Raw genomic sequence first — 25,294 nt, 5'->3', positions numbered from 1 at the left:
ATTTTAGGGTTCCCGCATGGCCTCATCCAGCCCTCGCATCACCGGGTACATCACATAAGACATCACCGTGCGCTTGCCCACCACAATTTCTGCACTGAGGGACATCCCAGGAATCAAAGGCGCATTGCGCGGCAGGTTGCGCAACTCGTTCTGTTGCAATACGGCCCGGCCCAAATAGTAAGGTGCATTGGCCTGACCACTCAGACTGTCTTTGGTAAAAGCATCCTGCCCCAACCGCTCCAATTCACCCTTAATCAGGCCATGTTTCTGGAACGGAAAGGCATCAATTTTCAGCCGCACGGGGTCGTGCAGTTTGACGTAGCCTACATCTTGCGCGGCAATCTGCATTTCTGCTTGCAGGGTCTCACCCAAGGGCACGAGGGTGATAAGCGGTTCGGCCTCCCGAATCACCGAGCCAGTGGAGCGGGCAGCCACTTCTTGCACCACAGCATCGTGGGGGGCGATCAGCTCAATCATGCGGCTGCGCCGTTCTACCTTTTTCAGTTGCTCAGCGATGGCATCACGCTCGCGGCGCACCGTCACCAGTTCTTCGGTGGCTTTTTGCTGCCATTCACGCATGAAGGCATCTTTTTCAGCCTCGGCACCAGCCAGTTCTTTTTTCAGTTCTAGGCTACGGTTGCGGGCGCTGATGAGTTCACGCTCGACCTCTTGGCGTCGTTCACGGCTTTCCAACAGTTTCATATTGGACTGGAATTGTTGCGCGGTCAGCTTTTCGTTCATAGCCTCGATGTCGTGCAGCGATTGCACCCGGGCCGTCAAGCTCTGCACGTCATGGCTGTTGGTCATGATGGCGGCCTTAGCACGGTCAATGCTTTCATCCAAACGTGACAACCGGGCACGGTAGCTAGCCAAGCGTTCATTTTGCAAGCGCCATTGCAGCAGCTCATCTGGGTTTTGGCTGGCTGGGGATGCCGTAGACGGGTTGTTTTTGAGTCCAGCCTGTTCGCGCTCCATGCGTTGCACTTGGGCCTCTAGGCTCTTAAAGCGGTCTTGGGACTGGGCCAAATCAGCGTTGATAAAGGTAGGGTCGAGCACGGCCAACACCTGCCCTTTTTTCACGATCTGGCCCGGTTGCACATGCAAGGCGGCAATCTGTGCGGTTTCTAGCGGTTGCAGTACTGTATTGGGTTGTGCCGTGACCAGCTTGCCCCGTGCCGTAACGATTTGATCGACTTCAAACACACTGGCCCAAACAATGGCCGTGACGATCAAGCCCAGCAAAATGTAGATGGTGGCCGACATGCCGCCGGGGGGCGGTGTTTTTTCTAAGGCTTCTGCATCGGGCAGAAAAGCCACCGTCCAGTCCTGCACGGCGGGCGATGGAGCGTTGTTGCCTGCCCCGGTAGGCGGGCTGGCGGGGTTTACATGTGGCTGGTTTGTTGGTTCCATAGCTGTGTATAGGGTTCGCAACGGCCCAGCAGTTCATTGTGGCGGCCCGCATCGGCCAAGCAGCCACGCTCAAAAACAAAAATTTGGTCAGAATGCACCAAGGTGGATAGCCGGTGACTGACGATGATGACGGTGCGGCCCGCTGCAATACGGCCCAAATTGCGGATGAAAATGGCCTCGCTTTCGGGGTCGAGGGCGCTGGAGGCTTCATCCAAAATCAAAATGCGTGGTGCAGGCAGCAGGGCACGGGCAATAGCCAAGCGCTGGCGTTGGCCGCCGGAGAGGTTAGAGGCATTTTCTTCTAACAGGGTGTCGTAGCCTTGGGGCAAGCGCTCAATAAACTCATCGGCCCCCGCAGCTTGGGCAGCGGCCACAATCAGCTCAAAGCTGGCATCGGGCCGGGCCATCGCGATGTTTTCGCGCACAGTGCCCCGAAACATGAAGTTGTCTTGCAACACCACGCCAATGCTGCGGCGTAGGTGGGCCAGATCGATCTCGCGGATGTCAATGCCATCAAAGCGGATCACGCCTTCTTGCACCGGGTACAGCCCTTGAATCAAGCGGGTAAAGGTGCTTTTGCCCGAACCGCTGCGCCCCACCACGCCGACCACGGTGCCGGGGGCAATGTTCATTTGGATGCGGTCTAGCGCGGTCATGGCTGCGCCGGGGTAACGGAAGGTGACGCCATCGAGGCCAATCTGTCCCTTGAGGGTTGGGCGCAGGCCACCGGAGGATTTGCGCTCGGGGGCGCGGTTCATCACTTCGCCCAGCATTTTGACCGACAAGGCCGTTTCTTGGTACTGGTGGACTAAGCCGACAATCTGTACCAATGGCCCAACGACGCGGTTGGAGAGCATTTGGAAGGCAATCAAGCCGCCCACGGTCAACTCTAGACTAAACACATCCATCGCCCCAATGGTGATGATGCTGACCATCATCAGCTTTTCGAGCAGTTGGGTGATGGTGGCGGCAGTGAGCGACATGCGCCCCACGCCAAAGTGCATTTGGATGGTGGTGGCGGTGCGCTGCTCCCAAACCTTGCGCTGTTTAGGCTCAATAGCCAGCGATTTGACGGTGCGCATCCCGTGGATGGTTTCAATCAACATGGACTGGCGCGTGCCTTCGGCGGTGTACAGGGCTTGCAGCCGCTTATTGAAGGGTTTAATCAGCGCCAGCACCACCAAGGCCATCATGGCAGAAAAGCCAAACACCACCAGCGCCAGCTTGGTGCTGTAGGACGCCAGCAACGGAATGAACAAAATCAGGCCGACAGAGTCCAGCGCCGTGAAGAACAATTGCCCAGTCAAAAAGTTGCGAATGGCTTGCACCTGCTGCATGTGGCGTGCAATGACCCCAGCCGTGTGGCTCTCAAAATAATCAATGGGCAGCGATAGCAAATGGCTAAAAGTGCGTTTGGACAAGCGCACGTCCATCACGTTGGTGGCATGCAGCAGCAGGTATTGGCGCGCAAAGCTAAAGATGGCCTCAAACAGCATCACGGCCACAATGGCTACGGCCAACACGGTCAGGGTAGAGTAGCTTTGGTGTACCAGCACCTTGTCAATCACCAACTGCGAAAAAATGGGCATGCCCAAGCCCAGCAGTTGCAGCATGATGGCGGCAATGGCAATATCCCGAAACGCTTTGCGCTGGCGAAAGATTTCGGGGATAAACCAGCGCAGGCCAAAGGGCTGGTCGGCATCAAGCCAAGCGTATTGGCGCTTGAGCAACACCAGTGCGCCCGACCACAGCGGCACAAATTCGGCTTCGCTCCACAGCCGCACGCGTCGGCTGGGGTCTTGCGGGTCGAGTACGGCTACCTTGCGCTGCTGATCGGCGGGGTCGGTCTCGATACCAGCAATGATGAGCGAGTGACCATCGTGCTTGCGCGCCAGCATAGGAAACACGCCCTGAAACTGCAGCAGGCTGGCCCAGTCGGTTTTTACGGTTTTGGCTTTGAGGCCAATGTCGCTAGCCATGCGGCGCAGCAGAGCATCATCGGGCTCGCTGGCGGGCAGGGCGTACTCATGGATTAGGCGTTCAGGCAGGGCCTGAATACCGTGGTGCTGGGCAACCACCGTCAGGCACTGGACGGTGGAGTGGCTGTAGGCAACGCTCATGGCGGGTAATGTAGCGTAATGCTTGGGGGTGGTTGGCTTTCGCCGCTCTATGGTCTTAAACTTAGCACTGATTGGACAAAGGCACACCTTGACCACCCCCCGCACACACCGGCTGATTCCCTTGGCTTTGGCCGCTGCCGCCTTGGCCGCAGGTGCTTATGCTTGGACGCACTGGCATCCAGGCCCGCTGGACACGGCAGGGCTGGTCAGTGGCAATGGCCGCACCGAGGCCACAGAGATCGACATTGCGGCCAAACTGGGGGGCAGGGTGCAAAGCGTTGCCGTGAAAGAGGGCGAATTGGTACACGCCGGGCAAGCACTGGCGCAGATGCAGGTCGATAGCCTGCAAGCCTCGCTGGACGAGGCCCGCGCCCACGAGCAGCAAGCCGTGACCACCATTGCCAGCACCGAAGCCCAAGTGGCAGTGCGCGATAGCGAGCAGCGCGCCGCGCAAGCGCTGGTCATCCAGCGCCAAAGTGAACTGCAAGCCGCCAGCCAGCGTTTGGCCCGCTCTGCGGCTCTGGAGCGCGATGGAGCTTCCTCTGCGCAAGAAGTAGATGATGACCGTGCCCGCGAGCGCAGCCTGCAAGCGGCGCTCATGGCGACACAGGCGCAAGCGCAGGCGGCTACGGCGGCAGTGACAGCAGCGCGCATTCAAGTGCGGGGCGCACGCGCCAGCGTCACAGCCGCACAGGCCACCGTGGCCCGGCTGCAAGCCGAGATAGCCGACCACACCCTGACCGCGCCGCGCAGTGGCCGGGTGCAATACCGCATTGCCCAACCGGGCGAAGTGATTGGGGCCGGTGGCAAGGTGCTCAACCTGATCGACCTGTCTGACGTCTACATGACCTTCTTTGTGCCTGAGACCGTGGCAGGTCAACTGGCGCTGGGCAGCAAGGTGCGTATCGTGCTCGATGCCCTGCCCCAGTACGTGATTCCGGCACAACTGTCGTTTGTCTCCAGCACAGCGCAATTCACGCCCAAAACGGTAGAAACCGCCAACGAGCGGCAAAAGCTGATGTTCCGCGTCAAGGCGCAAATAGCGCCTGAACTGCTGCAAAAGCACCAAGCGCTGGTCAAAACCGGCCTGCCCGGCGTGGCTTGGCTCAAGCCCGATGCAGCGCAGGCATGGCCTGCCCATCTGGCCGTCAAGCTGCCGGAGTAAGGCATGGCATCTGCCAGCCCTCCCAGCGTGGTGCAACTGGCCGGGGTGGGCCTGCGCTATGGCAGCACCCAAGCCCTGCATAGCATCACACTGGACATTCCTGCGCGTTGCATGGTCGGGCTGATTGGCCCCGATGGCGTGGGCAAATCGAGCTTATTGTCGTTGCTGGCGGGCGCACGGGCTTTGCAACAGGGTCAAGTGCAGGTGCTGGGGGGCGATATGCGCAGCAAAGCGCACCGCAACGCCGTTTGCCCGCAAATTGCCTATATGCCCCAAGGCTTGGGCAAGAACTTGTATCCCACGCTGTCGGTAGAAGAAAACCTGCAATTTTTTGGCCGCCTGTTCGGCCACAACGCCACCGAGCGCCGCCAACGCATTGACCACCTGACGCACAGCACAGGCTTGCACCCGTTTCTGGATCGGCCTGCGGGCAAGCTTTCTGGCGGCATGAAACAAAAACTGGGCCTGTGCTGCGCACTGATCCACGACCCTGATCTGTTGATTCTGGACGAGCCGACCACCGGCGTCGATCCACTGGCACGGGCGCAGTTTTGGGATTTGATTGCCGGTATCCGCCACACGCGGCCAGAGATGAGCGTGATCGTTGCTACCGCCTACATGGACGAGGCCCAGCGCTTTGACTGGCTGGTAGCGATGGACGATGGGCAGGTGCTGGCTACTGGTAGCCCACAGCAACTGCTGGCGCAAACCAGCAGCAACAACCTAGAGGCCGCCTTTATCGCCTTGCTGCCACCAGAAAAGAAAAACGGCCACGCCCCGGTGCAGATCAGCCCCCTGACCGCACCCGAAGCCCACGACATCGCCATCGAAGCCCAAGGCCTGACCATGCGCTTTGGTGATTTTGTCGCCGTCGATCATGTGGACTTTCGTATCCAGCGCGGCGAGATTTTTGGCTTTTTGGGTTCCAACGGCTGCGGCAAATCCACCACCATGAAAATGCTGACTGGCCTGCTGCCCGCCAGCGAAGGCCAAGCGTGGTTGTTCGGCCAGCCGGTCGACCCTAAAGACCTCGATACCCGGCGACGGGTCGGTTATATGTCACAGGCGTTCTCGCTCTATGGCGAGCAAACAGTGCTGCAAAACTTGGTGCTGCACGCACGTTTGTTCCATGTGCCGGAATCGGAGGTCGCACAGCGCGTACAGACCATGCTGGAGCGCTTTGGCCTGCAAGACGTGCAAACCAGCTTGCCCGATGCACTGCCGCTAGGCCTGCGCCAGCGCCTATCCTTGGCGGTGGCAATGGTACACAGCCCAGAGTTGCTGATTTTGGACGAGCCGACTTCGGGCGTTGATCCGGTGGCCCGCGACAACTTCTGGCGGCTGCTGATTGAGCTATCGCGGCGCGACCGGGTGACGATTTTTATCTCTACCCACTTCATGAACGAGGCCGAGCGCTGCGACCGCATCTCACTGATGCACGCGGGGCAGGTGCTGGTCAGTGCGCCGCCCGCGCAGATTGTGGCCGAGCGCGGTGCCGCCTCATTAGAGGCTGCCTTTATCGCCTACCTGCGCGATGCCAGCGGCGAGACCGACACCACCACCACGCCGCAGCCAACCAGCGCAGCCACCACACTACCCAACAACACCCACAGCGCCCCAGCTCCTCGGCCTACATGGTTTAGCTTTGGGCGGGCCATCAGCTATATGTGGCGTGAATGGCTAGAACTGCGCCGCGACCCGGTGCGCGCCACGCTGGCGCTGCTGGGCACGGCACTGCTGATGTTCATCATTGGCTATGGCATCAATATGGATGTGGAAGACCTCTCCTATGCCGTGCTCGACCAAGACCAAACCAGCCTGAGCCAAAACTATGCGCTGCACCTGTCCGGTTCGCGCTACTTTATTGAAAAACCGCCTCTGCACAGCCACGCCGAGCTTGACCGGCGCATGCGCAGCGGCGAGATTGCACTGGCGATTGAAATACCCCCCGGCTTTACCCGTGATCTGCAACATGGCCGCACCGCGCAGGTGGCCGCTTGGGTAGATGGTGCCATGCCGCAACGCGCCGAGACCATCCGCGCCTACGCCCAAGCCATCCACCTGACGTGGCTGGCCGACTTAGCCAAACACCGGCTAGGACAAGCTAGCCAGCCTCTGAGCCAGATCGAAACCCGCTACCGCTACAACCCCGATGTGCGCAGCCTACCGGCGATGGTGCCAGCGGTGATTCCGCTGCTGCTGATGCTGATTCCGGCCATGCTGGCTGCCCTGTCGGTGGTGCGTGAAAAAGAATTGGGTTCTATCCTCAACCTGTACGTCACGCCAGTGACGCGGGCAGAGTTTCTGCTGGGCAAACAGTTTCCGTACATCGTGTTGGCGATGTTCAATTTTGCGCTGATGACGCTGCTGGCGGTGACGGTCTTTAACGTGCCACTCAAAGGCAGCCTGCTCACATTGACTGGCACGGCGCTGCTGTTTGTCATCTCATCCACTGGCTTTGGCCTGCTGGCCTCCACCTTTACCAAAAGCCAGATTTCAGCGATGTTTGTCACCATGATCGGCACCCTGATCCCCTGCGTGCAGTTTGCTGGGCTGATTCATCCGGTGTCATCACTGGAAGGCACAGGGGCCTTTATCGGCCATATCTACCCAGCCACGCATTTTCTGACTATCAGCCGGGGGGTATTTAGCAAGGCGCTGGATATTAGCCACCTGTGGCCCTCGCTGTGGCCGCTGCTGCTGGCCGCACCGGTGATTGTGGGCACGGCCATTTTGCTGCTGAAGAAGCAGGAGTCCTGATGCGCGTCCACACCGTCTCCCTTGCCAATATTTACCGCCTAGGCGTTAAGGAGCTGTGGAGCTTGGCGCGCGACCCGATGATGCTGTTCTTGATCGTCTACACCTTCACAGTGTCGATTTATGTCGCAGCTACCGCCATGCCGGAGAGCTTGCACAAGGCGGCCATTGCCATCGTCGATGAAGACAGCTCGCCGCTGTCGGCGCGCATTGTTAGCAGCTTTTATCCGCCGCACTTTCTCACGCCCCGGCTCATTACGCTGGCCGAAATGGATCAGGGCATGGACAACGGCAAATTTACCTTTGTGTTGGATATTCCGCCCAACTTCCAACGCGATGTGCTGGCGGGGCGCTCTCCGGCCATACAACTCAATGTCGATGCCACCCGCATGAGCCAAGCCTTTACCGGCAGCGGCTATATCCAGCAGATGGTGAGCACCGAAGTGACCGATTTTGTGCAGCGCCACCGGGGTAGCAGCCCCCTGCCCGCTGAGCTGAACGTGCGCCTGCGCTTTAACCCCAATCTGGAACCGAGCTGGTTTGGCTCCCTGACAGAGATCATCAACGCCGTTACGATGCTGTCGGTGATCCTCACGGGGGCGGCTTTGATCCGCGAGCGCGAGCATGGCACGATTGAGCACCTCTTGGTCATGCCCGTGACCCCCGGCGAGATCATGCTGGCGAAAGTCTGGTCGATGGGGCTGGTGGTATTGGGGGCGGTGCTGGTATCGCTGATCTTGGTGGTGCAAGGGGCGTTGCAGGTGCCGATACAAGGATCGGTGGCGCTGTTCTTGTTGGTGGCGGCGCTGCATTTGTTTGCTACCACGTCGATGGGGATTTTTCTAGCCACTGTGGCCCGGTCTATGCCACAGTTTGGCATGCTGCTGGTACTGGTGTTGCTGCCTTTGCAAATGCTTTCGGGGGGCACCACACCGCGTGAGAGTATGCCGCTGTTGGTGCAAAACATCATGCTGGCAGCGCCCACCACGCATTTTGTGGCCGCTGGGCAGGCGATACTGTACCGGGGGGCTGGGATGGATGTGGTCTGGCCGCAAATGCTGGCCATCATCGCCATTGGCAGCGTGCTGTTTGTCGCGGCGCTGCAGCGCTTTCGCCAAACGATTAGCCAGATGGCCTAACAACGTGTTTCGTGCAGATTTTCAGGAGGCTCCCTTGAACCGATTGGCTTTTTTCTGGCCCCGCCCGCTGGCGGTAGCCTTGCTGGCCGCTACGGCCTGCCACAGTGGCTATGCAGCCACTACCGCCGCACCAGCCGCTGATACCAGCGCAGCCTCGCGCATTGCCAAAGTCACGGTGTATCCAGGCAGCGCCACGGTAGAACGGGTGGCCCGCGTCGCCTCTGGGGCGCGCAGTTTCACGTTTAGCTGCCTGCCCGCCTCGCTCGATAGCGCCAGCCTGCAAGTGCAAGCTGATGCGGCTGTGCGCGTGGGCGAGTTCCATGTCGAGACCAAAGACCGCGATGTCACGCCAGAATGCGCCAGCCCGCTAGAAGGCCAAATCCGCACGCTCGAAGACCAAATCGCCCAAGTCAGGGCTGAGATGGAGGCGCTGCAACTGGCGCAGCGCTATCTGGGCAATGTGGCCGGAGCCGCCCCCGGTGCCCCTGCCGAAGGCAAGGTAGAGGCGCGTATTGCCCCGACCAGCGCTGCACAAGTCACCGCCACCGCCGAGGCGCTGCGCCTGTCGTCGCAAAATGCCTTGCAGCGCAGCCACCAATTGGAGCGCCGCCAGCAAGCGCTCGAATTGGCCCTCAAACCACTGCTGACCGAGCAAGGCCGCGTTGCCAGTCTGCGGGCGCAGGTGATGTCTGTCACCGTGAATTTAGCCACAGCGCAAGAGGCCGAGCTGCGCTTGTCTTACCAAGTGCGCGGCCCCGGCTGGCAGCCCAGCTACCGCGCCACACTGCAAGCCGCCAAAGCCGCCGTGCAACTAGAACGGCTGGCCTTGGTGGCCCAAGCCAGCGGCGAGGACTGGAGCAATGTGCAACTCACGCTGTCCACCGGCCAGCCGGGGCGCGCCACCCAAGGGCGCTTGCCTAGGCCGTGGACGCTGGATGTGGCCCCACCCCCCAGACCACAATCTGTTGCCATGCCGATGATGGCGATGGCCCCAGCACCTGCGCCCGCTCTGCATGACAACATAGCCGCCAAAAACCGCGCCATCGTGCTGCAAGAAGATATGCCCTTGTTTGATGTCAGTGTCTTTAACAAAGGCTTTGCCACTGAATTTGCGGTGCCCCAGCGCATCAGCGTGCCTTCTAGCGGCCAGCGCGTAACGCTGGCTTTGGGCAGCCACCAAGCCAATGCGCAGTTACTCACCCGCATCGCCCCCGCTGAGGAAGAAGCCGCCTATCTGGTGGCACAGTTACAAGCGCCGCCCGGCGTCTGGCCTGCTGGCCCGGTGGGCTTGTACCGCGATGGGGCTTTTGTTGGCACCGGGCAGCTGGACTTTGCCGCCGCTAACGCAGACCAAAGCGCCCAAGGCAGCAGCCTGTCTTTTGGCCGCGATGAATTGGTGCGGGTGCGCGCTACTGCGCCAGAAAACATGACCGGCAGCACCGGCCTGACCGGCTCGCGCACCGAGCGCCGCACCCGGCGCAGCTACCACATCGACAGCCGCCACAGCACCGCTATCACCTTGCAGGTGCTGCACGCTGCGCCCATCTCGCAACACGAGAAAATCGAGGTCGAGTCCCACTACCAACCTGCCCCCAGCAGTCTCACTTGGGGTGGCCAGCCCGGTACCATCGTGTGGCAGCAGCCACTGGCCGCCGGGGCCAGTGCCAGCTTTAGCGCCGAACACACCGTGCGCTACAGCAAAGAGCTAGAACTGCTAGAACGCCATTGAGCGTTTTACTGCCCTCTCCCCGCGTGCCCTGATCCATTCCATTGCCCTATGCCCGTGCAGTACGACGCCCCTCCCGTGCCCCTGACCACCCGTTTCTTGCTGGTGCATCCGGCCCACTTCATTGCTTTGGGCTGCGGTGCTGGTTTAGCACGCACCGCCCCCGGCACCGTGGGCACAGCGTGGGCATGGCTGGCCTTTTTGCTGCTGCAACACTGGCTCGACCCCCTGCGCATGGGCCTGCTGATTGCCTTTGCCACGCTGGGCGGTTGGTGGGCCTGCACCATCACGGCGCGGGCCTTGCGCGTACCCGACCCCGGTGCCATTGTCTGGGACGAAGTGGTGGCCTTTTGGCTGGTACTCTGGCTGGCCATGCCGATGGGCTTTTGGGGCCAGTTCACGGCCTTTGTGCTGTTTCGCTTTTTTGATGCCGTCAAACCCGGCCCGGTGGCGTGGGCAGATCAGTTATTCAAGGGCTTTGGCTGGCGTGGAGGCTGGGGCATTTTGTTTGATGATTTTGTGGCTGCCTTTTGTACACTGTTGGTGATTGCCCTGTGGCGATTTTTCTTTGTATGAGCGATTCTTCTGCTATAGATCACACCGTCTTGGCGTTGGCCGACGCATTACAAGCGCGTGGCTGGATGCTGGCCAGCGCAGAAAGCTGCACTGGTGGTTTGATTGCCGCCACTTGTACCGAGCTGGCAGGCTCTAGCCTGTGGTTTGAGCGCGGCTGGGTGAGCTACTCCAATGCCGCCAAAACCGAGCTGTTGGGCGTGCCTCCTGACCTAATTGCCACCCACGGTGCCGTCAGTGGGCCAGTAGCGCGGGCGATGGCCGAAGGGGCCTTGGCCCACTCTAGAGCCCAAGTCAGCGTTGCTGTGACCGGCGTGGCAGGCCCCGGCGGCGGCAGTGCCGACAAGCCCGTGGGCACTGTCTGGTTGGCTTGGTGTGTGGCGGGGCACACGCACAGCCAGTGCCAACAGTTTTCGGGCAACCGGGCTGGCGTGCGTGCAGCCACCGTGGCCCACGCCCTAACCGAACTTCTGGCTATGGTGCAAACCACCTCTCCTTGAAGGACTGCCTCCTCAATTCCCAGAGCGGTTCATGGGCTGTACTGGTTGGAGCGCACCCACTGCATCCCCAAACACCTACTGAAAAAATACTGCCGCAAGTGCATCCTCGATCAGCAAGGTATGTGGCTGATTTGACCTGATAATTTGCTCCAACAACGAAACCAAGCAACAGGTGCTTGCCACTTTGGTGGCCGAACGCCCCACCATCTACCGCCTAGCGCAGCACTGGGGCAAGCCACGCACCTAGGGTAAAGGCAGCTACTGCTGGCGCTCTGGGCGTTGCAGGTCGATCAGCACGGCGCTGGCCTCATTTAGGCCCAGCACTTGCACAGCGCAACCGTGATGGCGTAGCCGCGTAACCACCTTGTCCAGCGCGGCCACCGAGGTGACGTCCCAAAAATGGGCGCGTGAAACATCAATACACACTTTGCGCTGCTCGGCACTACGCACGTCAAATGCTTCTATAAAAGCATCGGCGGAAGCAAAAAACACCTGCCCCGTGACACGCCAAGTGAAAGTACCAGTGGCCGGATCATCGGTGCATTGCACTTGCAACATCTGCGACACCTTAAAGGCAAAGAAGACGCCACTGAGCACCACCCCCACCGTGACCCCCGCCGCCAAGTTGTGTGTGGCAATGGTCACCACCACCGTCGCCAACATCACCGCACTGGACAGGCGCGGGTGGTGCAATAGCGTGCGCAAGGATTTCCAGTCGAAGGTTTCTACCGACACCATCACCATGATGGACACCAAGGCAATGACTGGTACCTGCGACACCCAAGGCTTGAGCAACACCATCAGAATGAGCAAAAACACCCCAGCAAACAAAGTGGACAAACGGCCACGGCCACCGTATTTGACATTGCCCACCGCCTGACCAATCATGCCGCAACCGGCAATGCCGCCAAAGCAACTGGCAGCCATATTAGCCAGCCCAAGGCCGGTGCATTCACGGTTTTTGTCGCTGGGGGTATCCGTCAATTCATCAACCACCGCTGCCGTGAGCACTGATTCAAGCAGGCCCACAAAGGCAATCGCTAAGGCAGGCAGGGCAATGATGCTCAGGGTTTGCCAATCCCAAGGCACATTGGGCAAGGCCCACAGCGGCAGGGCTTCGGGCAACTGGCCCAAATCGGCCACCGTAGCCAAGGGCAAGCCTAACAAGCTGGACAACAGCGTGAGCAGCAGCACGCACACCAAAGGCGGCGGAATGACCGCCAAGGCGCGCCAGCCCAGCAGCGCCCCTAAACGCGGCAAGCCATAAATCAGCAGCAGGCCCAGCGCCAGCATCACCAAAGTGGCGGCATTGGCACTGCCCAAGTGCGGCCATTGCGCGGCAAAGATCAACACCGCCAGCGCATTGACAAAGCCGGTACGCACCGAGCTAGACACAAAACGCATCAACACGCCCAGCTTGAGCCAGCCAAACAGCACCTGCACCAGCCCGGCCAGCAGCCCCGCCGCGAGCAAATAGCCCAGCCCATGCGAGTGCATCAGCGGCGCCGCCACCAGTGCCACAGAACCAGCGGCTGCCGACACCATCGCCGGGCGGCCCCCTGCAAAAGCAATCACCACGCTGATGACAAACGAGGCAAACAAGCCCACCGATGGATCGACCCCAGCGACAAAGGAAAAAGCGATGACTTCAGGGATGAGGGCAAAGGTGGCTACGGCACCCGCCAACAGCTCAGGCGAGATGCCAGTGGGTGCCCATTCGGCGCGCCAGCGGGCAGATACAGAAATGGTCATGCAATCAGTTGGCGCGCGCAGAGCACGCCCTTTCGAGAAAAAGTGTCGGCTGGAGCCACCACCTAGCTCCTAGCTGGTGCTTCATACAGCCTTCAGGCATAGCGCGCACAATGGGGCTATCCACCCTAGCCACAGAAAGCCTGCCATGTACCTCAAGCCCCTTGCCGCCCTCACCGCCACCCTGCTCGTGTGCAGTAGCGCCTTGGCCCAGACAGGTTCGGGCGGTTTTACCGGCCCCAGCCCCGCCACCACGCCCCACCAGCCAAGCGCCAGCACCGCCGCACGTGGCGGCTTTACTGGCCCGGCCACCGTGGTCACGGTGGAGCAAACCAAGGCTTTGGCCGACGATGCCCATGTCACCTTGCGCGGCCAGATTGAACGCCACCTAGGGGGAGAAAACTACCTCTTCCGCGACGCCACCGGCACCGTGGAGGTAGAGATTGATGAGCGCCGCTGGAACGGCCAGAGCGTGTCGCCACAAGACAAGGTAGAAATCTCTGGCGAGGTGGACAAGCGTTGGTCGTCGATAGAGATTGACGTCAAACGCCTGCGCAAACTCTGAGCCTCAGCGGCCACTGGCCGTGGCTCAAGCGCCGCAGCACTTTTTGTATTTTTTGCCGCTGCCGCAGCTGCAAGAGTCATTGCGGCCTGGCTCCGGGGCCTTGCGGATGCTTTCTACCCGTGGCCCCATGCTTTGCCACAACTGGCGCAAGTCATACGCGGCGGCAATGGCATCACCAAACTGATCGAGGCGCTGCTCACTGACCGTAGCTGGGCCGTTTTCGTCGTACAAATTGACACTGGGCTTGCCGGTGTCGTCTTCGGTCAGGGCAACGATGGCATCAAGGCCCTCATTGAGCCACTGTGCGGCCTCTTTGTCGCGGGGGGCAGCCCATTCTTCGGGCCAGTTTTCTACCGCAAACATAAAGCCCAAAGCCCACACTTGGCCCAGCGCGGGGATGTCGTACTCTTCGATCTCAGCGCGCTCGGCTTCGGGCAGACTGGCTACCACAGCGCGCACATCTTCCACTTCGGGGTGAAAGGCGTTGTCTTCGGTGCGCTGGCCCACCGGCAAATCCAGTGACTTCTGCACCGCTTGCCAGCGCCGACCAAACAAGTCCAGAAAACGCGCCTGCTGCTCGGCACTGGCAAACACGGGCAACAGTGGCAGAGGCTGATCGGCAGCTACTTCTAGCACCTCGCCATCGCCCAGCAACATGGGCAGGTATTCATTGGGGCCAATCGGGCGGCGGCTGCACACCAGCGCCGTCAAAAAGCCATCACAGAACTCCCATTGCGGGATTTCTTCGGCATGGGCGCGCAAGTCATTGAGCAGGTGATCGAGTTCGTCCAGCTCGTCTGCGTTCAGGCCACGGGGAGCATCTGGGATGGGAGAAAGATCAGAAAGGGTGTTGTTCATCAAAAAATCCTTGGGGGGCTGCTAGAGCAGGGTTGGCAATGGCGGAAAGTGTAGCCCGCCGCCACTGACTTACACCACCACGGGTGCAGGCACCAATATCGTCGCCACAAGGGCGTCATGCTGGCGCAACAGGCGTTTGCGCAGACTGAGCACGGCTTTGTCTTTACTGAGCAGCACAGCTTGGTGGGCAGCGGCCAGATCAATAAACTTTTGGTCGTCCGTGTCTTTGCAAACGGCCAAGGCACGGGTGGGCACCTCCATCCACTGCACCTGTTGGCTATAGGCTTGTAGTACCTGCGCGGGCGTGAGGCCATAAAAGGCGACACGCTTGGCAATCTGCGCATAGGCCAGCACACGCTCTAGCTCATCGTGCATGGGGCGGGTAGCCAGCCAGCGCAAACTACCCTCTTGCAAGCACTGGCGCACCGGGGCAATGGCTGGGTCATTGAACACCAGCAGATCGAGCACAATATTGGTGTCTAACACCACTGCGCGCGGCAGTGCTGGTGCGGCCTCCTCTGCCTCCAAAGGCCAGCGCAATTCAACCCGCATGGTTGGGCGCTCCGGGGGCGGCTACTGGGTCACGGCGTGGCTTGGTGGAGCCTTGCACCAAATCAAAGCGGAACAGGCGGCATTCAATTGGGCCGTTCCACATCGGCACCCGGCGCGACTCTTTCAGGCGCATTTTTCCGGGTAGCTTGAGGTCTGGCGTGAGCATCCACGCTTGCCAGCCGGTGTAGTTTTTCTTCCAGTGGGCGGCCAGTTGCAGGAAGAACTCACCACCGTCTTCAGTGTGGGCCACTTCGCGGCCCACGGCTGCACCACCGGCACGTTCAGCCGCCCGGTCGTGGGCGTTGCGCCCAGCGCTGCCAGCGGCCGCAATGCGCTCGCCATAGGGCGGGTTGAGCAGCATGACGCCGGGGTGCTCGCAAGGGGGCATACGCTGCAAGGCGTCGCCGCCGCGCAGTTGTATGGCAGCAGCTACTCCGGCGCGCTCGGCATTGCGCTGGGCAAAATCGACCATACGGTGCGAGACATCACTGCCAAAAATAGGCACTGGACTGGCTTTCTCGGCATCGGCAGCCTCCGTCTTGAGCGCATTCCAGACATGGGCTTGGAAGGGCAAGAGCTTTTCAAAGGCAAAGCGGCGGCGCATGCCGGGGGCAATGCAGCAGGCGATTTGGGCCGCTTCAATCAACACGGTACCACTGCCGCAGCAGGGGTCGTACAGGGGCAGCGGCGCATCGCCATGCGGCTCCCAACCCGTGGCCGCAATCATCGCGGCGGCCAGCGTTTCTTTGAGCGGTGCATCGCCCTTGTCCTCGCGCCAGCCACGTTTGAACAATGGCTCGCCTGAGGTGTCGATATAGACGGTGGCTTGGTCGGTGGTCAGGTGCAGGTGGATACGCACATCGGGCCACTGGGTATTGACGTCGGGGCGTACGCCCGATTTAGCCCGGAAGCGGTCGGCCACGGCATCTTTGATGCGCAGTGCGGCAAAATTAAGGCTGGTGAGCGGGCTGTGCTGCGCCGTGACCTCGATTTTGAAGCTCTGGCGCGGCGTGAACCAGATTTCCCAAGCCACACTGCTGGCAATCTCGTACAAATCGTTTTCAGAGCGATAGGGCCGATGTGCCAATTGCACCAGCACGCGCTGCGCCAAACGGCAGTGCAAATTGAGCAGCAACGCATCGCGCCATGAGGCGCGCAACAGCACGCCCCCTCGGCCCATGAGCAGGTCGTTGCCCGTCAGGCCGGTAAGCTGATGCACTTCATCGGCCAGAAAACCCTCAACGCCAGCGGCGCAGGGCAGAAAAATTTGAAGTTGGTTCATCCGTGGTGTTTCCGAGAAACCTCGGCCTTCAGGCCGGGGAGGTAGAGGGCGGTAGCGAAGCTGTCGGGGTGTGGAGATTGCATCTTGAGATATCCTTCTATGCGGCGTACGATGTGGGTATGAAAAGAACGAATATTTATCTGACTGAGCCGTCCGTGGAAAAGCTTCAAACCCTGTCTGAAAAGACAGGTCTTTCTGTGGCAGAGTTGATTCGCCGGGCCATTGACGACTTTCTGAAAAAGCAAAAATGATCCTCGTTTACAGATACCGGGTGAAGTCGCTCAATGGCTTGCTGAACCAGCAAAGTCGGGCGGTCAACTTCGTCTGGAATTTCTGTAACGACAGGCAAAAAGATGCTTTGCGTTTTGGTCGGCCTTGGCACACCGGATTCGATCTGAACAAGCTCACGACGGGCAGCAGCAAAGAATTGGGATTGCACTCCGGTACGGTCAACGCCGTTTGCGAGCAGTACGCCAAATCGCGCAGCCAAAAGAAACGCCCCTACCTGCGCTATCGGGGAAAAAAGTCCTTGGGCTGGGTTCCACTCAAAGGCCGCGAGTTGAAGCGTGAAGGCGATGCGTTTCGCTTTGCGGGCCACACGTTTCGTGTCTTCAATAGCCGGGCGTTGCCTGCGGGCAAAATTAAAGACGGCACCAACTTCTCCAGAGACAGTCGGGGCAACTGGTTCCTGAACATCGTGATCGATGTCGAGGTTGTGGCGGATGCGCGCCCACCGATCAAAGGGGTTGGCATCGACTTGGGGCTGAAAGAATTTGCCACCTTGTCCACCGGAGAAAAAATCGAGGCGCAGCGCATCTACCGTAGTGCAGAGCAGGCTTTGGCCGTGGCACAGCGTGCCCATAAGAAGCGTCGGGTGAAGGCCATTCACGCACAAATTGCGAACCGGCGCAACGACTTTCACCACCAACTCAGCACCCGCATCGTGCGTGAGTTTGATTACATTGCGGTAGGCAACGTGTGCGCCGCCGGACTCGCCAAGACCAGCATGGCGAAGTCTGTTTTGGATGCAGGTTGGTCGTCCTTCAGAACTCAACTGGCGTACAAGGCTGTTAAGCATGGCGCATGGTTTAAAGAAGTGAACGAAAGCTATAGCACCCAGACCTGTTCGGATTGCGGCACGCTGCCCGATTCGAGGCCGAAAGGTATCGCAGGTCTTGGAATAAGGAACTGGATTTGTTCGGCATGTGGCGGTGTGCATGATCGTGATGTGAATGCGGCTAAAAACATCTTGAACCAATTAAGTTCCCGTGTCGGGCATGACACGCCAGCGGTGGGAATCCCCTTCCTTTAGGGAGGGGAGGATGTCAAAACTGCCCGAAGGATAAACCGGTTCAAACCCAGCGCCCGCAGGCGAAAGCCCGCGCTTACGCTGGAGTCTGCCCCAACTTGACCAGCAGTGCTGGTGGCAGCGAGCGCACTTTGTGGTCTTGCGGGTCGGTAAACACCAGCCCTTGCTTGCCCTTGGCCACCGCCCGGCCTTGGCTGGCCTCGGTGATGCGAAACACCAAATCAAAGCCGTATTTGTTGAAATCTACTGGGGTCAGATCGATGCGCAGGGTCTCGCCGTACAGGGCTTCAGACTGGTACTGCACCACCACGTCGCCCACCACCATAGCCAGTCCTTCAGCGTCGCGGTCGGTATAGCCCAGTGAGGTCAGAAAGCGCGTTCGCGCCTCTCCAATCAGCCCAAGCAACTGGGCATTGTCCAGATGCTGACCATGGTTAATATGGCCGATGTAAATCAGCACTTCGGTAGAAAAGGCAAACTGCAGCGGCAGCTCAAAAACAACGCGGGCCATGTTAATACCACTCCGGGGCAAAAAAGCAGCAATCGTCGCACAATGGTGGCGTTTTTGCCCCAAGCAGAGAATACTTTGCCGCAGAATCTGACAAGCAACAAATAAGCAAATACCTATTGCTTTTTAACGTTTTGTCACAGATAACACGTACTATTACACGTTCTGTTGCAACCTGTACCCACCCAGAGGCCGCCATGTTCAATAGCCTACGAGCCCGACTGATCGGGATTTGCGTTGCCATCACCGTGGCAGCATTGTTTGCACTGGCCTCGGCTACGTTTGTCGTTGTGCGCAACAACACACTGGATGCAATAGATCTGCACACGGGCCAGTTGACCCGCAACCACGCTAACGCATTGACCGAGTGGGTAAAAGAGAAACAGCGCATCACCAGCACACTCAAACTGGCGGTGGGAAAACCAGAGCCTGTGCCCTTTTTGCTGGCAGCCAAGCAGGCAGGAGCTTTTGATGATGCCTATTTTGTCTATGCCGACAACCGGGCTATCTTTGCACACCCCATGCCAGAGGGCTATAGCGGTACGGGCCGCCCGTGGTACCAACAGGCCGTCAAGGCCGGGGGGCCAGCCCTAACCCCAGCTTACGTAGATGCCAGTACGGGCAAACTGACCATTAGTTTTGTCGAGCCGGCAGGCCCCCAAGGCCAACCCACCGCTGTGGTGGGTACTGATATGCACTTGGATACTATTGCACAAAAAGTCAGTGCCATTCGTCCGATGTCGCAAAGCTTTGCCGTCTTGGTAGATGGTGAGGGCAAGATACTGGCCCACGCCAAACCAGAATACGCCCTCAAACCCATCTCTACCATTGCCCCCCAGCTCGATTTGGCCCTGCTGCGCCAATTGGCGGACAAGGCAAGCCATGCCAGTATGCCCATCAATGGCATAGAGCAATTGGTCTATGCTACCAAGGTAGAAGGCACACCTTGGTTGTTGGCCGTAGTAATTGACAGCGCACAGGCCACCGCCAGCGTGCGCGAACTGCTTGGGGTAGCCGCTATCATCACTCTGATTTGCGTACTGGTATCGGTGGCACTGGTATCGGTAGCCGTCACTCGCCAACTGCGCCGCTTGGCTATCGTGCGTGATGCGCTGGCGGACATTGCAGGCGGCGAGGGTGACCTGACACGCCGCCTCGATACCCAAGGCAACGACGAACTAACGCACATTGCCCAAGCATTCAACAATTTTGCGGGCAAAATTGCCGGGGTTTTGGCGCGCATCCGCGAATCATCCGAATCGGTGCGCCAAGCCACCGGAGAAATTGCCAGTGGCAACCAAGACCTCTCCTCACGTACCGAACAGCAAGCTTCGTCACTGGGACAAACGGCCGCCGCGATGGAAGAGCTGACCGCCACCGTGCTACAAAACGCCGAAAACGCCCGCCAAGCCAATTTGCTGGCCACTGAAACATCACAGGTAGCCACCCGTGGCGGCATGGTGGTGGGGCAGGTGGTACAAACCATGGGCGGCATAGAAACCTCGGCTCGCAAGATTGTCGACATCATTGGCGTGATTGATGGCATTGCCTTCCAGACCAATATCTTGGCGCTCAATGCAGCGGTGGAAGCGGCCCGCGCCGGTGAACAAGGCCGGGGCTTTGCCGTAGTGGCTTCTGAAGTGCGCAGCCTAGCCGGGCGCAGCGCCCAAGCAGCCAAAGAAATCAAGGCGCTGATTGATGACTCCGTCACGCAAGTCAATGCAGGCAGCCAGTTGGTGCGCGATGCAGGCACCACCATTGAGCAAGTGGTGCAAAGCGTACGCCGCATGACCAGCATCGTGGCAGAAATCAGCCATGCCAGCCAAGAACAAAGTAGCGGCATTGCCGCCATTGGCACCTCTATCAGCCAGATGGATCAAGGTACGCAGCAAAACGCAGCACTGGTGGAAGAAGCCACAGCAGCAGCCTACGCCCTGCAACAGCAAGCCACCCAATTGGCCGAGGCAGTGGCAGAGTTCAAACTCGATCACCAACATGCCACGCTCCCAATGGCACGGGCAGGACGCCCAATGGCCTTGCTACGATAGCAATAGTCGCCTATGACCATCCACACCATCCTCAAAATGGGCGACCCGCGCCTGTGGCGCACCGCCCAGCCGGTGACGGCGTTTGACACCCCAGACTTGCACCAGTTGGTGGCCGATTTGCACGACACCATGCAGGCGGCCAATGGGGCTGGGCTGGCAGCCCCACAGATTGGCGTCGATTTGCAGGTGGTGATTTTTGGTTCCCCCTTACCCAACCCGCGTTACCCTGATCGCCCGCTGGTGCCACCCACCGTGCTCATCAATCCAGTGATTACGCCGCTGGATGCAGCCCAAGAAGAAGACTGGGAGGGTTGCCTGTCGGTGCCGGGGTTGCGCGGCAAGGTGCCACGCTGGAGCCGCATCCATTACACCGGGTTTGATCCCCTAGGCCAGCCCATCGACCGCGTGGCCGAGGGCTTTCATGCGCGTGTGGTGCAGCACGAGTGCGACCACCTGATCGGCACTCTGTACCCACTGCGGATGTCGGATTTGCGGCAACTGGGCTTTATTGAAGAGAGCGGGGGGTAATACCCATTAAAACCATTGCCAACGCACTACAGCCGCCCACCCTAACGCCAGCACCAGCGCCCACCCCGAAAACAGCCAGCGCCACAGCCACCAGCGCGGTATAAACCCAACCCCACGCACCAACCCGGCACTCATCGCCCCAAACAAGGCCAAGGCCAACGAGTGGTCTGCCTTGCCTTGGGCATTGGCAAACAGCAGTGGATAAATGCTACCCACCACCATGATAGCGAGGGCCACCAGCAAGCAGGGCCAGTGGATACGCGGCGGTGATGGTGCCATCATGGTGTGACTACTCACGGCACATCGGTAGTTGCTGGGTGAGCGCTACGGCCCTCTTCATGCTCACCCCACAGCGCATTCAAAATAGCCAGCAGCACGGCAAAGCCCACCCCTAGCATCCAGGCAAAGTACCACATGGTTAGTTCTCCTTGGTTGGTGTTGTTTTAGTAGGCCGCATGGTCGTTTTCGCGGATATAGGCCTCAGTGACCTTGCCACGCATCACGCGGTAAGCCCAACTGGTATAGAAAATGATGAGGGGCATGAAGATCACCGTGGCACCCAGCATCAGGCCCAGCGTTATGTGGCTAGAGACACTGTCCCACACCGTTAAAGAAGCGTTGGGCATACTGGACGACGGCATAACAAACGGAAACATCGCCGCCCCCGCCGTGCCAATCACCCCCACCACCGCCAGCGACGAGGCCACAAACGCGCACAGTGTGCGCCGGGCCACCACCAAAGCCGCAGCAGCCAAAGCACCAGCAACCCCCAACAGCGGCAGCAACCACAGTGCTGGCGCGCGCTGATAATTGAGCCACCACGCATCGGCGCTGCGCACCACTATTTTGGTCAGTGGGTCGGGCAGGGCTGCCGGGTTGACCACCGAAGTAATCTGAAAGCCCTCCATCCCACCCCATTTGAGCCACAGGCCCGCCGCCACAAAGCCTGCCACCATCACCACAGCAGCACCCACCGTAGCACGCACGGTGCGCGCTTGGATAGTTCCCTCTGTGCGGTGCGCCAGATAGGTGCCGCCTTGCAAGGTAATCATGGCACTGCTCACCACACCCGCCAGCAGCCCAAACGGGTTGAGCAGTGCCCAAAACGAGCCGGTGTAGTAAGACACCAAGTTGTCATCAAAATGGAACGGCACCCCTTGCAGCAGGTTGCCAAAAGCCACGCCAAAAATCACTGGGGGTACAAAGCCCCCAATGAACAAGCCCCAGTCCCAAGTGTTGCGCCAAGTCGGGTTATCAATCTTGCTGCGGTAGTCAAAGCCCACAGGCCGAAAGAACAAGGCCCACAGCACCGCCAGCATGGCCCAGTAAAAACCACTGAAGGCGGTGGCATAGACCAGCGGCCAAGCCGCAAAAATAGCGCCGCCGCCAGTGATAAACCAGACTTGGTTGCCATCCCAGTGCGGCCCCACGGTGTTAATCACCACGCGGCGCTCGATGTCGCTGCGGGCTACAAAAGGCAGCAGGGTGCCCACGCCCATGTCGTGACCATCCATGATGGCAAAGCCCACCAGCAGCACGCCCACCAGCAGCCACCAAACGATCTTGAGGGTTTCGTAATCGAACATAAAGCAGCTCCTTGGATCAGGCGGGGTGATGATGTGCGTCGTTGTCGTAGCGGCCTGTGCCCAGACTGCCCGGCCCTTGACGGGCAAACTTGACCATCAAATACATCTCCACCACCAGCAGCACGGTGTAAAAGCCGATAAATCCGGCCAGCGAGCCATACAGGCTCTCGACACTCAGGGTAGAGACGCTCAGGTGCGTGGGCAGCACGCCGTAAATCGTCCAAGGTTGGCGGCCATACTCAGCCACAAACCAGCCCACCTCACAGGCAATCCAAGGCGCGGGCAACATCCACAAGGCCCATTTGAGCAACCAAGGGCGCTGCGTCATACCGTTGGTTTTCAGGGTGCTCCAAAATGCCAAACCAAACAACACCAGCATGGCAAAGCCCAAGCCCACCATCAGGCGAAAGGCCCAAAACATCGGAGCCACACGCGGCACCGTGCTGTCCACTGCGGTCTGGATCATCGCAGGCGTGGCTTGGCGCACATCGGTAACGTATTTTTTGAGCAACAAACCAAAGCCCAGATCAGCCTTGTGGCGCTCGAACACCTCTAGCGCGGCAGCGTCTTGGCGGTTTTTGCGCAGGGCTTCTAGTGCCACCACCGCCTGCATACCGCTGAAAATGCGCTCGCGGTTCTTGGCCTTGATCTCTTTGATGCCCGGAATTTCTTTGTCCAGCGAGCGGGTGCCAATAATGCCCATCACCCAAGGGATATGGACACTCCAATCGTTGGCTTGCTTTTCTTCATTGGGCCAAGCAATAACGTTAAAGCCAGCCGGGGCCGGTTCGGTCTCCCACATGGCTTCTATCGCGGCCATTTTGGTCTGTTGGGCTTCGCCCACCACATAGCCCGACTCGTCGCCCAGCACAATCACGCTCAGTACTGAGGCCAAACCAAACGCCGAGGCCACCCGAAAACTGCGCTTGGCAAACTCGGTGTTGCGGCCTTTGAGCAGGTACCAGCTTGACACCGACAGCACAAACATCGCCCCCGTCACATACCCCGCAGACACGGTATGGACAAACTTGGCTTGGGCATCAGGGTTGAAGAGGACAGCCCAGAAGTCCACCATCTCCATGCGCATGGTGTGGTAGCTAAATTCAGCCCCGACCGGGTTTTGCATCCAGCCATTGGCAATCAAGATCCACAGTGCCGACAAGTTGGTACCCACGGCCATCAACATCGTGACCAACAGATGCTGCGGCTTGGAGAGCCGATCCCAGCCAAAAAAGAACAGGCCGATCATGGTCGATTCGAGGAAGAAGGCCATCAGCCCCTCAATCGCCAGTGGGGCACCGAAGATGTCGCCCACATAGTGCGAGTAGTAGGCCCAGTTGGTGCCGAACTGGAATTCGAGCGTGATGCCGGTAGTCACGCCCAAGGCAAAGTTGATGCCAAACAGCTTGCCCCAAAAGCGCGTCATGTCCTTCCAGATGACGTTGCCGGTCATCACATAGACGCTCTCCATAATGACCAGCAGCCAGACCATGCCCAAAGTGAGCGGTACAAAAAGAAAGTGGTACATCGCCGTAGCGGCAAATTGCAGCCGCGACAAATCCACCAGTTGTTCGGAAACCATCAGTTCTACTCCTTGGAGAGGGAATCGCCTTGTGCCGGAGCAGCGCGCTGGTGCAGCATTTGGGCTGCCATGCCGCCGTCATCGACTGCCACTTTTTGTCCATCAATAAACAACCACCACAGCAGCGTCAGCACCATCAACTTGAGTACCACGGCCCACACCAGCTTGTGCAGCAGGGAGCGGTCTTGCGAGGACAAAGGCGAAACAGACATAGGTTCTATAAGGCAAGACCCATGCCATAGGTTCAACCGAAAGAATCCTTTTTAATTCAATAGCTTAAAATTTTTATTTGGCTATAAGCAGACAGCAAACACTGCCAATGGCAGAACATTGGCAGTGTTTTGGCAGTAGCTCGGTACACTGTTGGCACTATGCGTACGCAACCGTTTTCTGTGCCAGCCGAGCTGGCCTCCCTGTTGGAGGGGTTGCCTGAGCCCCATATCCTGATCGATGAGCAGTACCGCATCTTGGCCGCCAATACTGCTTATCGCCGCCAGTTCGGGCCACAGGAGGAGGTGGTCAACCGCAAGTGTTATGCGGTGTCGCACCATTTCACGCAGCCTTGCGATCAGGCGGGGGAAACCTGCCCGCGCACCCAAGCACTGCTGTCAGGGCAGGTGCAGCGTGTCTTGCACCTGCACCATACCCCGCAGGGCGAGGAGTATGTGCAAATTGAACTAACGCCCGTGCGCAGTTCTGGCAATAGACCGGTGTTCTTTATCGAAAAGATGGCACATCAGCCACTGGCCAAGCCACTGCCCAGCCCGGAGGGTCTGGTGGGCCGTTCACCAGCCTTTCGGTACATGCTGGGTTTGGTGGCTCGCGTGGCCCCTTCGCAGGCCAGTGTGTTGCTGCTGGGTGAATCGGGCACCGGCAAAGAGCTGGTAGCCCATGCCCTGCACCGGGCCAGCCAACGCGCCCACCGGCCCTTGGTGCCGGTCGATTGCTCCAGCCTGCCCGAATCACTGTTCGAATCCGAACTGTTTGGCCACGAAAAGGGGGCCTTCACAGGGGCCACCCAAGCGCGCCCCGGTCTGGTCGAGAGCGCCCACGGCGGCACGCTGTTTCTGGACGAGGTGGGTGATATTCCTCTGGCGCAGCAGGTCAAACTGCTGCGGCTGCTTGAAACCGGCACCTACCGCCGCGTCGGTAGCACCGAACTGCGCCATGCCGATATCCGGGTGGTCTCAGCCACGCACCGCCACCTTGCCCAGATGGTGGCCGAGGGGCGCTTTCGGGAAGACTTGTATTACCGACTGGGCACCTTTCCGATCCACTTGCCACCCCTGCGCGAACGCCGCGAAGACATCGCCCCGCTGGCCCAAGCCCTGCTCGAG

Annotated in this window: 24 protein-coding genes; 12 read left to right on the top strand and 12 right to left on the bottom strand. The window is 59.5% G+C overall.

The genetic code is table 11. From position 1 onward, the window contains the following. Positions 1-3: 3 nt before the first annotated feature. Entirely contained in the window at positions 4-1,410 is a 1,407-nt protein-coding gene (locus tag BMX55_RS15280; protein WP_091459199.1) for an HlyD family type I secretion periplasmic adaptor subunit, read from the bottom strand. After that, on the bottom strand, positions 1,383-3,530 hold the full coding sequence (locus BMX55_RS15275; RefSeq protein WP_091459198.1) for a peptidase domain-containing ABC transporter: 2,148 nt from the start codon (positions 3,528-3,530) through the stop codon (positions 1,383-1,385). The genes BMX55_RS15280 and BMX55_RS15275 overlap by 28 nt, the downstream gene beginning before the upstream one ends. Before the next feature lie 88 nt (positions 3,531-3,618). Between BMX55_RS15275 and BMX55_RS15270 the strand changes: the two genes are divergently transcribed. From BMX55_RS15270 to BMX55_RS15245, 6 genes are read left to right on the top strand one after another with little or no spacing between them, the layout of a single operon-like run. After that, positions 3,619-4,695, top strand: coding sequence for an HlyD family secretion protein (locus BMX55_RS15270; protein WP_091459205.1), 1,077 nt, complete (start codon positions 3,619-3,621; stop codon positions 4,693-4,695). 3 nt (positions 4,696-4,698) lie between these two features. Next, positions 4,699-7,455, top strand: a complete 2,757-nt coding sequence (gene rbbA / locus BMX55_RS15265; RefSeq protein ID WP_091459197.1) for a ribosome-associated ATPase/putative transporter RbbA — start codon at positions 4,699-4,701, stop codon at positions 7,453-7,455. Beyond that, positions 7,455-8,591 carry an ABC transporter permease gene (locus BMX55_RS15260; protein WP_091459196.1) on the top strand — a complete coding sequence of 379 codons (1,137 nt, stop codon included), beginning with the start codon at positions 7,455-7,457 and terminating at the stop codon, positions 8,589-8,591. Before rbbA ends, BMX55_RS15260 begins: the two co-directional genes overlap by 1 nt. Positions 8,592-8,625: 34 nt before the next feature. Next, entirely contained in the window at positions 8,626-10,320 is a 1,695-nt protein-coding gene (locus tag BMX55_RS15255) for a DUF4139 domain-containing protein (RefSeq protein ID WP_245751514.1), read from the top strand. A gap of 48 nt (positions 10,321-10,368) precedes the next feature. Continuing rightward, entirely contained in the window at positions 10,369-10,893 is a 525-nt protein-coding gene (locus tag BMX55_RS15250) for a phosphatidylglycerophosphatase A family protein (protein WP_091459194.1), read from the top strand. Next, a complete protein-coding gene (locus BMX55_RS15245; protein ID WP_091459191.1) occupies positions 10,890-11,390 on the top strand; it encodes a CinA family protein in 501 nt (166 codons plus the stop codon). The genes BMX55_RS15250 and BMX55_RS15245 overlap by 4 nt, the downstream gene beginning before the upstream one ends. Positions 11,391-11,648: 258 nt before the next feature. Here the strand turns inward: BMX55_RS15245 and BMX55_RS15240 are convergent, their stop codons facing one another. Further along, positions 11,649-13,142, bottom strand: a complete 1,494-nt coding sequence (locus BMX55_RS15240) for a SulP family inorganic anion transporter (RefSeq protein ID WP_091459188.1) — start codon at positions 13,140-13,142, stop codon at positions 11,649-11,651. A gap of 145 nt (positions 13,143-13,287) precedes the next feature. On the opposite strand from BMX55_RS15240, the gene BMX55_RS15235 reads away from it, so the two are divergent. Beyond that, a complete protein-coding gene (locus tag BMX55_RS15235) occupies positions 13,288-13,704 on the top strand; it encodes a YgiW/YdeI family stress tolerance OB fold protein (RefSeq protein ID WP_091459186.1) in 417 nt (138 codons plus the stop codon). A gap of 24 nt (positions 13,705-13,728) precedes the next feature. Here the strand turns inward: BMX55_RS15235 and BMX55_RS15230 are convergent, their stop codons facing one another. The 3 genes from BMX55_RS15230 to BMX55_RS15220 all read right to left on the bottom strand — a co-directional run bounded on the left by BMX55_RS15230 (position 13,729) and on the right by BMX55_RS15220 (position 16,396). Continuing rightward, positions 13,729-14,562 (bottom strand): YecA/YgfB family protein, encoded by an 834-nt coding sequence (locus BMX55_RS15230; protein WP_091459184.1) that lies wholly within the window; start codon positions 14,560-14,562, stop codon positions 13,729-13,731. 69 nt (positions 14,563-14,631) lie between these two features. Further along, positions 14,632-15,114 carry a putative toxin-antitoxin system toxin component, PIN family gene (locus tag BMX55_RS15225; RefSeq protein WP_091459182.1) on the bottom strand — a complete coding sequence of 161 codons (483 nt, stop codon included), beginning with the start codon at positions 15,112-15,114 and terminating at the stop codon, positions 14,632-14,634. Further along, complete coding sequence (locus BMX55_RS15220; protein WP_091459180.1) at positions 15,104-16,396, bottom strand: THUMP domain-containing class I SAM-dependent RNA methyltransferase; 1,293 nt, start codon at positions 16,394-16,396, stop codon at positions 15,104-15,106. Before BMX55_RS15220 ends, BMX55_RS15225 begins: the two co-directional genes overlap by 11 nt. Positions 16,397-16,398: 2 nt before the next feature. On the opposite strand from BMX55_RS15220, the gene BMX55_RS16625 reads away from it, so the two are divergent. Both BMX55_RS16625 and BMX55_RS15210 read left to right on the top strand, forming a co-directional pair. Further along, the gene (locus BMX55_RS16625) at positions 16,399-16,647 is read left to right on the top strand and encodes a ribbon-helix-helix protein, CopG family (RefSeq protein WP_218144520.1); all 249 of its coding nucleotides are present in this window, start codon (positions 16,399-16,401) and stop codon (positions 16,645-16,647) included. Then, positions 16,644-17,708, top strand: a complete 1,065-nt coding sequence (locus BMX55_RS15210; RefSeq protein WP_091459178.1) for an RNA-guided endonuclease InsQ/TnpB family protein — start codon at positions 16,644-16,646, stop codon at positions 17,706-17,708. Before BMX55_RS16625 ends, BMX55_RS15210 begins: the two co-directional genes overlap by 4 nt. A gap of 73 nt (positions 17,709-17,781) precedes the next feature. On the opposite strand, the gene BMX55_RS15205 is transcribed toward BMX55_RS15210, so the two are convergent. Beyond that, positions 17,782-18,216 (bottom strand): acyl-CoA thioesterase, encoded by a 435-nt coding sequence (locus tag BMX55_RS15205; protein ID WP_091459176.1) that lies wholly within the window; start codon positions 18,214-18,216, stop codon positions 17,782-17,784. 194 nt (positions 18,217-18,410) lie between these two features. Between BMX55_RS15205 and BMX55_RS15200 the strand changes: the two genes are divergently transcribed. After that, a complete protein-coding gene (locus BMX55_RS15200) occupies positions 18,411-20,261 on the top strand; it encodes a methyl-accepting chemotaxis protein (RefSeq protein ID WP_091459175.1) in 1,851 nt (616 codons plus the stop codon). Between the two features lie 12 nt (positions 20,262-20,273). Further along, positions 20,274-20,789 (top strand): peptide deformylase, encoded by a 516-nt coding sequence (gene def / locus BMX55_RS15195; protein ID WP_091459173.1) that lies wholly within the window; start codon positions 20,274-20,276, stop codon positions 20,787-20,789. 6 nt (positions 20,790-20,795) lie between these two features. Here the strand turns inward: def and BMX55_RS15190 are convergent, their stop codons facing one another. From BMX55_RS15190 to cydP, 5 genes are read right to left on the bottom strand one after another with little or no spacing between them, the layout of a single operon-like run. After that, positions 20,796-21,086, bottom strand: a complete 291-nt coding sequence (locus BMX55_RS15190) for a cyd operon YbgE family protein (protein WP_245751512.1) — start codon at positions 21,084-21,086, stop codon at positions 20,796-20,798. Then, a complete protein-coding gene (cydX, locus tag BMX55_RS15185) occupies positions 21,083-21,205 on the bottom strand; it encodes a cytochrome bd-I oxidase subunit CydX (protein WP_091459170.1) in 123 nt (40 codons plus the stop codon). Before cydX ends, BMX55_RS15190 begins: the two co-directional genes overlap by 4 nt. A gap of 27 nt (positions 21,206-21,232) precedes the next feature. Continuing rightward, on the bottom strand, positions 21,233-22,375 hold the full coding sequence (gene cydB, locus BMX55_RS15180; protein ID WP_091459168.1) for a cytochrome d ubiquinol oxidase subunit II: 1,143 nt from the start codon (positions 22,373-22,375) through the stop codon (positions 21,233-21,235). A gap of 16 nt (positions 22,376-22,391) precedes the next feature. After that, positions 22,392-23,957, bottom strand: coding sequence for a cytochrome ubiquinol oxidase subunit I (locus BMX55_RS15175; protein ID WP_091459166.1), 1,566 nt, complete (start codon positions 23,955-23,957; stop codon positions 22,392-22,394). A gap of 5 nt (positions 23,958-23,962) precedes the next feature. Beyond that, positions 23,963-24,169, bottom strand: coding sequence for a cytochrome oxidase putative small subunit CydP (gene cydP / locus BMX55_RS15170; protein WP_091459164.1), 207 nt, complete (start codon positions 24,167-24,169; stop codon positions 23,963-23,965). A 159-nt stretch (positions 24,170-24,328) separates the two neighbouring features. Between cydP and BMX55_RS15165 the strand changes: the two genes are divergently transcribed. Continuing rightward, a partial coding sequence (locus BMX55_RS15165; RefSeq protein WP_091459162.1) for a sigma-54 interaction domain-containing protein occupies positions 24,329-25,294 on the top strand: 966 nt, incomplete at its 3' end.

This window comes from Giesbergeria anulus, assembly GCF_900111115.1.
Lineage (GTDB): Bacteria > Pseudomonadota > Gammaproteobacteria > Burkholderiales > Burkholderiaceae_C > Simplicispira > Simplicispira anulus.
This window is presented reverse-complemented; position numbering and strand designations above follow the sequence as displayed.